Source organism: Streptococcus sp. 1343, from assembly GCF_013277355.1.
Classification (GTDB): Bacteria; Bacillota; Bacilli; order Lactobacillales; family Streptococcaceae; genus Streptococcus; species Streptococcus pseudopneumoniae.
In genome coordinates, this window is record NZ_VMMT01000040.1 from 1 (window position 1) to 9,328 (window position 9,328).

General features: G+C 37.5%; 4 protein-coding genes and 2 pseudogenes. All 6 read left to right on the forward strand.

Translation table 11 applies throughout. The annotated features are described in order from the left end of the window. Positions 1-138: 138 nt before the first annotated feature. On the forward strand, positions 139-3,813 hold the full coding sequence (locus HT709_RS06310) for a trypsin-like peptidase domain-containing protein (protein ID WP_172925612.1): 3,675 nt from the start codon (positions 139-141) through the stop codon (positions 3,811-3,813). A 289-nt stretch (positions 3,814-4,102) separates the two neighbouring features. Continuing rightward, positions 4,103-5,077, forward strand: a pseudogene (locus tag HT709_RS06315) (Rpn family recombination-promoting nuclease/putative transposase). Between the two features lie 1,251 nt (positions 5,078-6,328). Next, on the forward strand, positions 6,329-6,781 hold the full coding sequence (locus HT709_RS06320) for a YhcH/YjgK/YiaL family protein (RefSeq protein ID WP_000587459.1): 453 nt from the start codon (positions 6,329-6,331) through the stop codon (positions 6,779-6,781). 18 nt (positions 6,782-6,799) lie between these two features. Next, positions 6,800-8,137, forward strand: a complete 1,338-nt coding sequence (locus tag HT709_RS06325; RefSeq protein ID WP_172925613.1) for a sugar ABC transporter substrate-binding protein — start codon at positions 6,800-6,802, stop codon at positions 8,135-8,137. Positions 8,138-8,215: 78 nt separating this feature from the next. After that, entirely contained in the window at positions 8,216-9,100 is an 885-nt protein-coding gene (locus HT709_RS06330; protein ID WP_000237984.1) for a sugar ABC transporter permease, read from the forward strand. Next, positions 9,100-9,328 (forward strand): annotated as a pseudogene (locus HT709_RS06335) (carbohydrate ABC transporter permease); the annotation flags it as partial. The gene HT709_RS06330 and the pseudogene HT709_RS06335, both read left to right, overlap by 1 nt.

Below are 9,328 nucleotides of genomic sequence, written 5' to 3' on the forward strand. Positions count from 1 at the left end.
GTAACATATACATACGGCACGGCAAGGTTGACATGGTTTGAAGAGTATGGAACAATCATAACTTATTTGAAGATTTTAAAAGATTGTAAGCTATTATATCTGGATAAATAAGTATTAGAAACTAAAGTGAGGAAAAAGATGTTTTTATATTTAAAGGGTTTAGGAAAATTTCGTAAGTCAAAAGCTTATGGATTGGTGGGATGTCTGGCATTGGTGAGTATGATTGGATTGTCGATTCCTGATTTACCAGTTGTTGGAGGAAGAACAGTGTATGCTGACGTCATTCAAGGTGGCGATGATATAAAAGATGTGAGCGTTCATGAGAAGTCCGCTGAGGGTGTTGCTATGACTTATACCACTTATGATAGTGGTACGAGTGGAAAACAAACCGCGTCTGGCAGTGGTGTCTTTGTAGCGCCGAATGTCATGGTAACCGTAGCTCATAATTACTATGATAAAAACCAAGAAAACAAGTCCGCGGTCTTGCGTGGTGGGGAGTCTGCTCGTAGTTATGTTGTGATGAACTCAGAGACGGAAAAGAACAATAAAGTACCTACTTCTGGTGTATCAGAAGCTCTTGAAAAAGACTCTATTCACTTATATAACGGCAACGACTTTGGTAAAGACTATAGCAACGACTTAGCAGTAGTGGTAACTAAAAAGCCTGTAGAAGCTATGACGGGTGGTGAGGACTCTCCAAGAGAGTTGAGTCATAAAGAGGTTTCTACTGGTGATAAAATCACTATGGTCGGATATCCCAATGATTTTTCTACTCCAAATTTAAGTAAAGAAAATAAAGCTCGCTTGAAAGACGGTAAGGCTTATTCAGTCTCAACAACTGTGAGCAGTATCAATAAAGAGAGTGGTGCAGTCACTTATCATTCCTCAGCTTTAGGAGGTTTTTCAGGTGCTCCTTTGTTTAATGATAAGGGAGAGGTAGTCGGTATCCACCAGCACGGAACAAATACTTCAAACGCTCCTGAGAGTGAGCGTATTGGCGGTGGTACTATCTTTACGGACAAGCACAGAGCTTGGATTCGTTCTATGATTGATAAATATGGTATAAAGGGTTGGTATATAGATGGTGCAAACCGTTACTACTATGATGAAAATCATATAGCTTTAAAAGATGTAGAGTCTGAGATTGACGGTGCTTTGTATAGTTTTGATGAAAAAGGTCGAGCTACTTTAGTAAAAGGTGAAGAAAAAGGTCGTGTTCTACTTCGAGTGGAAGATACTAAAGGAACTCGTTTGATTTCAGATAAGGTTGTTCAGGAAGGTCCTGTTGGAAGTGGCTTGAATTTTCATTTAAGACAAAATCCAGACTTCAAACAGTTAATAGCAACTTCCCCAACAGCTAAAGTGGTATCCTATAACGAAGTGCCAATTAACAAACTAGCAAGTGATACTAGTTGGTCTGATGACTATGTCAGTAAGTTAGCTTTAGGAGATACAATTATAAGAGCGGTAGTAGATTCGGTAACTCCTCCATCTACCTCTTCTTCGGATTTCGCAAGAACTGAAGTTGGTAAAGTCGATTTGAGTGGTAAATCGAACTTACCTGTTCCTAGTAAAGAGGTGTTACAAGCTCCGAATGGCTCAGAAAATTTCTATGCTACAACGCACATTCAAACGCCAGATGGGTCGGGGTCAGGTACTTTAATTGCACCAAATTTGGTGTTAACAGTCGCTCATAATTTCTTAACAGTTAAAGGTTCTGAAGTAATTACTAAATCTGGTCGCACTAATACAGTGTATAAAGCAACTTTGCCGAATGGGTTGTCTGTGCATTTTTCAGATGATGATATTGTTTATTGGAATAAAAAAGATTCCGTATTTGGATTTAAAAATGACTTAGCCTTGGTTCGACTAAAAGAAGATTTCAAAGCGGTATCTCCTGTAGAGGTGGTTTCTGAGTCAACTTCTATCGCTAAGGGTGAAAAAGTTTCGGTTTATGGTTTCCCGGACGGTCGTTTATCTCCAGTCTTGGATAGTGAAGTTGTAGATACTACTGATTTCGGTTCAGGTATTGAGGGTATCAGCTATGAAGGCACAAAACCCGGAGCGTCTGGTGGTGGTCTTTATAATGACAAAGGTACTTTAATTGGAGTTCACCAAAATGGTGTTGTAGGAAGCCGCAGTGGTGGTTTGGTTTTATCAAAAGAGCAACTGGATTGGGTTCGTTCTTATATTGAAGGTAAACCAAAAGAGCCTGTCTATGTAAGAGATGAAGTTTTGGTGGATGAGAAGGATAAGGATAAACTTCCTTCAACTCCAAAAGACGAAAAACCAAGTACACCTAAAATAGAGTCTGATAAAGATAAAGTAGAACCTCCTCTCAAACCGCAAAAGGAGCCGGAAACAGAGGTTATTACCACTTACGAAGGTGATAGTACCCTTGAGGTTGGAAAAGAGCGTACAGAGGATACTAAGGGTGAAAAAGAAGGTGTTCCACTTATTTACCGAGTAGTGTATAAAGGTACTAAGCCGAAAGTAGAAAAAGAATCGATTGCTTTTGATACTCTTTACCAAGGAGATGAAACAAAAGAGCTTGGTTTCCGTTCAGTTGTAGAGGGTAAAGGAGGGGTGGTTACTCGAACTACTACTTATCAAGTAGATAAGTATACAGGAGCGGTATCTTCTCAAGTTTCTGAGAAGAAAATAGCTCCTCAATCCAAGGTGATTACTTTAGGTATTAAACCCAACAGTGTCATAAAAGAACTTCCGATTACAGAGCGTTTTGAGGACTCTGAAGAGTTAGAGAAAGGGAAAACGGAGGTTGTTTCGGAGGGGTATGTAGGTAAAGAAGTTACTAAGGTGACTTATAAGGTCTTAGCTGATGGAAAGATTGTTGAAAATTCTCGTACAGTCGAGGTTACACCTATGAGAGAACGTGTGGTTCTTAAGGGTGTGAAGGAAGTGGTGTCATCGACGGAAGAAAACTCAAGTAATCTCAAAGAGGAAGTGGTATCTCCAGATAAAGTAGAGTTTCTAGTTCCAAAAGATGCGCCGATCAGAGAAGAACTGCCTGCGTCTAGTGAGGAATTTTCAGAATCAGAGGTTTTAGTATCGGGAGAAAAAATACCAGGCGACCTTGGGAAGTCTATAGTATCTTCAAAAGAACTAGTCCCTGAAAGAGTGGAAGTTCCAGACTTTGTGGCTAAAGTTACAGGTGGAGAAAAATTGACAGTAGAAGGGCACCGAGATGAGAGAAAAATAAAGACTCCATCAAAACAGGAAAGATTATCTAGCCCAGAAACCACTGCTCAATTCACAACGAACGGGACAGGTTCGTCATCGTTAACAGCTGTTTTTGGCGTTGAAGCGGATAACATGTCACTTTCTACTGTTGAACATTCTGTTATTACATATAATCAACAAAGAGGATGGCATAAGATAAATAATCAGTGGTATTTTAGAAATTCCGATGGGAAAGAACGGACAGGCTGGATGAAAGAAAATGATGCATGGTATTATTTTGATGCGAATGGAATCATGCAAACCGGTTGGATACAGGATACAGACGGTAATTGGTATTATCTCAAGGATAATGGCATGATGGAGGTAGGCTGGTTCCAAGATTCAAGTGGCGCGTGGTACTACTTAGGATCATCTGGTTCCATGGAATCCAATACATGGATTTATTATAAAGGAAAGTGGTACTACTTAGGATCATCTGGTTCCATGGAATCCAATACATGGATTTATTATAAAGGAAAGTGGTACTATATCGATGCTTTTGGGAAACTACTTTTCAATTCGCTAACACCAGACGGCTATAGAGTGAACGAGTACGGGGAATGGATCAACTGATTTTGCTTTATGACCTATTGATGAGCAAGCGAGTAGTATAAAAAAACATTAGAATTAATAGTCTAGGAAGTGGTAAGAGTTCTCTAAAACGGCTGATTTTGTAATCTTTTTTGTAAAATAGAGTCTTTAATAAATAATATGAGCAAGATTTATCTCTTTACAAGTGATTAGGATTAATAATTTTTAACTTTCTCGCTCCTTTTGTCTTTCTTTTCCGAATAAATAGGTAGTAGCAGTGAATCTAGTAAACCTAGATTTAAAAATGTGCTATAATGAAAGGAGAGGAAATATGATTCTAAGACATCCGGGCATTAGCCCGACCAATGATTTGGTTGCTAAGAAAATCTTTAGCAACCCAGAAATCACTTGTCAATTTATCCGCGATATGCTGGATTTACCAGCAAAAAATGTGACCATTTTGGAGGGAAGCAATATTCATGTCTTGACTTCCATGCCCTATTCGGCGCAAGATTTCTATACCAGTATAGATGTTTTGGCGGAGTTGGATAATGGTACGCAAGTTATCATCGAAATTCAGGTTCATCATCAGAATTTTTTCATCAATCGTTTATGGGCTTACTTGTGCAGTCAGGTCAATCAAAATCTTGAAAAAATTCGTCAACGAGAAGGTGATACTCATCAGAGTTATAAACACATCTCACCAGTATACGCTATCGCAATTGTGGATAGTAACTAGTTCTCAGATGACTTGGCTTTTCATAGTTTTAGCATGCGAGAGGATTCGACAGGTGAGGTTTTAACAATTACAAACAATGGACAGGAAAACCATCTAGTCAAGATGGCGTTCTTGGAATTAAGAAAATACAGAGAAACCAGCAAAGACAAGGTTCGTAAACCATGGTTAGAGTTTTTCGGGAATAAACCCTTTACCCAGCAGCCCGAGCGAGCCATCAGCCAAGCAGATCAACTGCTGGACTACAAGAGCTGGTCCGAGGAGGATAGGAAAATGTTTAGTGAACAACGCAGGCGAGAAGAACAAGCCTTATTAGCACAGGACTATGCTTTGGAGCAAGCTGAGGAAAAAGGTTTAGAGAGAGGTCTTGAACGTGGTCGCGCAGAGGGGATTGAACAAGGCATCGAAAAAGGTTTAGAACAAGGACTTGAACGTGGGAAAGTTGAAGGAAGTTTGTCTATGCTACTAAATCTAGTCCACCAAGGACTTCTGACTTCCGAGGTTGCCAGTCAGCAGTTGGGCATGACCGTTGCTGAGTTTGAAGTATTATTGAAAGACCATCATAAATAAGAATGTTGAATCTCAAATTCAAGTTAGGCAGAGAGAAGAAATTTTCAGAGAGATTTGCGATCCAACTATTTTTTAGGACAATCATTGCTTCACCTCTCGATGAAGGCAACTTTTTTAGAAGTCGTTTTTTTAGGTAAGAGGATTGACTTTAGGAAATCAACTACGAGTCAGTTTTTTTAAGTCCTCATATAGAGACTCTAGGCATAAAATCTTAAAAATCACAAACACGCATAGTATCAGGTAATTAAAAAAACTTGATATTATGCGTTTTATAGTGCATTGAATCTATATTAGGACACAACAATTCTTAAATCATTGTTAGAAATTGGTTTGAATTTTCCAATCAATTTGTTCGATTTTTACATCATTGCATTATATCATGTGACTATTAACCTTGTTTTCTCCTAAAATTGACTTTCTTGTTTTCTTATCTTGTCCATTCGAAACAAGTATTGTAAGAATTTGATTATTTTTGAAAGTACTTTTAATATATTTGATATAGTTAAAAAAGATTTGAAACTAAATTCCAAATTAGAAAAAGACTTGAAATACTAAAAAAAAAAAGTATACTCTAATTGGAAACGGTAACAAAACTAATTTAGAGAATGAAATATAGAGTATTTCTCTCTTAAAAGTTTTTGGTGAAACGAGATGTAGAAAGGAGATTTAGCCAAAGAGTCTACTAGTGCTAGAATAATAGATTAGAATTATTTTAGAAAAACTAATACTCAATGAAAATCAAAGAGCAAACTAGGAAACTAGCCGCAGGCTGTACTTGAGTACGACAAGGCGACGTTGACGCAGTTTGAATTTGATTTTCGAAGAGTATAAGTGAGCAGCTTATAAATTCAATTTCCCAAATAGATTCATACTAGTATCTTTTGCAAAAAATAAAGGGCGACTTCCTTCATGAATATCAATTTCATCTATAAGGAAGGTAGCTAATTGAACTAACTTATTTATTCTGTTTGTCGCTAGAAAAATCAGACCTCCTTGTGAAGATTGAGGAGATACTGAATGAAAATCAAAGAAGAAACTAGCAAGCTAGTAGCAGATTGCCCAAAACACCGCTTTGAGGTTGTAGATAAGACTGACCTATATAATCCAAGGTGAAGCGACTGTGGTTTGAAGAGATTTTCAAAGAGTATAGGCTAGAGAGTAGTGTTTTTATGTCCTTCTAGTAGAAAATGCTAGACAGAAGAATGGGGAACTTGGATAGGAAAAAGAGATTGAGAAAGGAGGTTAGAAGAGATGATTATTACAAAAATTAGCCGTTTAGGAACTTATGTGGGAGTAAATCCACATTTTGCAACATTGATAGATTTTCTAGAAAAAACAGGACTAGAAAATTTAACAGAAGGTCCGATTGCTATCGATGGTAATCGATTGTTTGGGAATTGCTTTACTTATCTAGCAGATGGTCAAGCAGGGGCTTTCTTTGAAACACACCAAAAATATTTGGATATTCATTTAGTTTTGGAAAACGAAGAAGCCATGGCTGTTACATCGCCGGAAAATGTAAGCGTTACCCAAGAATATGATGAAGAGAAAGATATTGAATTATACACAGGGAAAGTGGAACAGTTGGTTCATTTGAGAGCTGGTGAATGCCTCATCACTTTTCCAGAAGATTTACATCAACCCAAGGTTCGTATAAATGATGAACCTGTGAAAAAAGTTGTCTTTAAAGTTGCGATTTCTTAATGTAGAAAGAGAAGAATGATGAAAAAAATGAGAAAGTTTTTATGTCTAGCTGGAATTGCGCTAGCGGCTGTTGCCTTGGTAGCTTGTTCAGGAAAAAAAGAAGCTACAACTAGTACTGAACCACCGACAGAATTATCTGGTGAGATTACAATGTGGCACTCCTTTACTCAAGGACCCCGTTTAGAAAGTATTCAAAAATCAGCAGATGCTTTCATGCAAAAGCATCCGAAAACGAAAATCAAGATTGAAACATTTTCTTGGAATGACTTCTATACTAAATGGACTACAGGTTTAGCAAATGGGAATGTGCCAGATATCAGTACAGCTCTTCCTAACCAAGTAATGGAAATGGTCAACTCAGATGCTTTGGTTCCGCTAAACGATTCTATCAAGCGTATTGGACAGGATAAATTTAACGAAACTGCCTTAAATGAGGCAAAAATCGGAGATGATTACTACTCTGTTCCTCTTTATTCACATGCACAAGTCATGTGGGTTAGAACAGATTTGTTAAAAGAACATAATATTGAGGTTCCTAAAACTTGGGATCAACTCTATGAAGCTTCTAAAAAATTGAAAGAAGCTGGAGTTTATGGATTGTCTGTTCCGTTCGGAACAAATGACTTAATGGCAACACGTTTCTTGAACTTCTACGTACGTAGTGGTGGTGGAAGTCTCTTGACAAAAGATCTTAAAGCAGATTTGACAAGCCAACTTGCTCAAGATGGTATTAAATACTGGGTTAAAATGTATAAAGAAATTTCACCTCAAGATTCTTTGAACTTTAATGTCCTTCAACAAGCTACCTTGTTCTATCAAGGAAAAACAGCATTTGACTTTAACTCTGGCTTCCATATTGGAGGAATCAATGCCAACAGTCCTCAATTGATTGATTCGATTGATGCTTATCCTATTCCAAAAATCAAAGAATCTGATAAAGACCAAGGAATTGAAACCTCAAACATTCCAATGGTTGTTTGGAAAAATTCAAAACACCCAGAAGTTGCTAAAGCATTCTTAGAAGCACTTTATAATGAAGAAGACTACGTTAAATTCCTTGATTCAACTCCAGTAGGTATGTTGCCAACTATTAAGGGGATTAGCGATTCTGCAGCCTATAAAGAAAATGAAACTCGTAAGAAATTTAAACATGCTGAAGAAGTGATTACTGAAGCTGTTAAAAAAGGTACTGCTATTGGTTATGAAAATGGACCAAGTGTACAAGCTGGTATGTTGACTAACCAACACATTATTGAACAAATGTTCCAAGATATCATTACAAATGGAACAGATCCTATGAAAGCTGCAAAAGAAGCAGAAAAACAATTAAACGATTTATTTGAGGCTGTTCAGTAGATGTAAAAGACTAGAAAATAGGTGGGCTAGTGAGCTGAAAAGCCCTAGCCCAATCTTGTAAAAGAAGGGAGAAGGAGAATGGTTAAAGAACGTAATTTAACTCGCTGGATATTTGTTTTGCCAGCTATGATTATCGTAGGATTACTCTTTGTTTATCCGTTTTTCTCGAGTATTTTTTATAGCTTTACCAATAAGCATTTGATTATGCCCAATTATAAATTTGTTGGTTTAGCTAACTATAAAGCTGTGCTATCAGATCCCAACTTCTTTAATGCGTTCTTTAATTCAATTAAGTGGACCATTTTCTCATTAGTTGGTCAAGTTTTAGTAGGGTTTGTATTGGCTTTAGCTCTTCACAGAGTACGCCACTTTAAGAAATTATATAGGACCTTATTGATTGTTCCTTGGGCATTTCCTACAATCGTTATTGCCTTCTCTTGGCAGTGGATTCTAAACGGGGTTTATGGCTATTTACCTAATCTAATCGTAAAATTAGGTTTAATGGAACATACACCTGCATTTTTGACAGATAGTACATGGGCATTCCTATGTTTGGTGTTTATCAACATTTGGTTTGGAGCGCCGATGATTATGGTTAATGTGCTTTCAGCTTTGCAAACAGTACCAGAAGAACAATTTGAGGCTGCTAAGATAGATGGTGCTTCAAGTTGGCAGGTGTTCAAGTTTATCGTCTTTCCACATATTAAAGTAGTTGTAGGGCTTCTAGTTGTTTTGAGAACTGTATGGATCTTTAATAACTTTGACATTATCTACCTCATTACTGGTGGTGGACCAGCCAATGCTACAACGACGCTTCCAATTTTTGCTTACAACCTGGGTTGGGGCACTAAATTGTTGGGTCGTGCTTCAGCAGTTACAGTGTTGCTCTTTATCTTCTTGATGGCGATTTGCTTTATCTACTTTGCTATCATCAGTAAGTGGGAAAAGGAGGGTAGAAAATAATGAAGAAGAAATCCAGTATTTATTTAGATATTCTCTCACATGCACTCTTGATTGGTGCGACTATTGTTGCAATTTTCCCATTGGTATGGATTATCATATCGTCTGTCAAGGGGAAAGGGGAATTGACTCAGTATCCAACACGATTTTGGCCTGAACAGTTTACATTAGATTATTTTATACATGTTATCAACGATTTGCACTTTATTGATCCCAAATCATTCATACCTC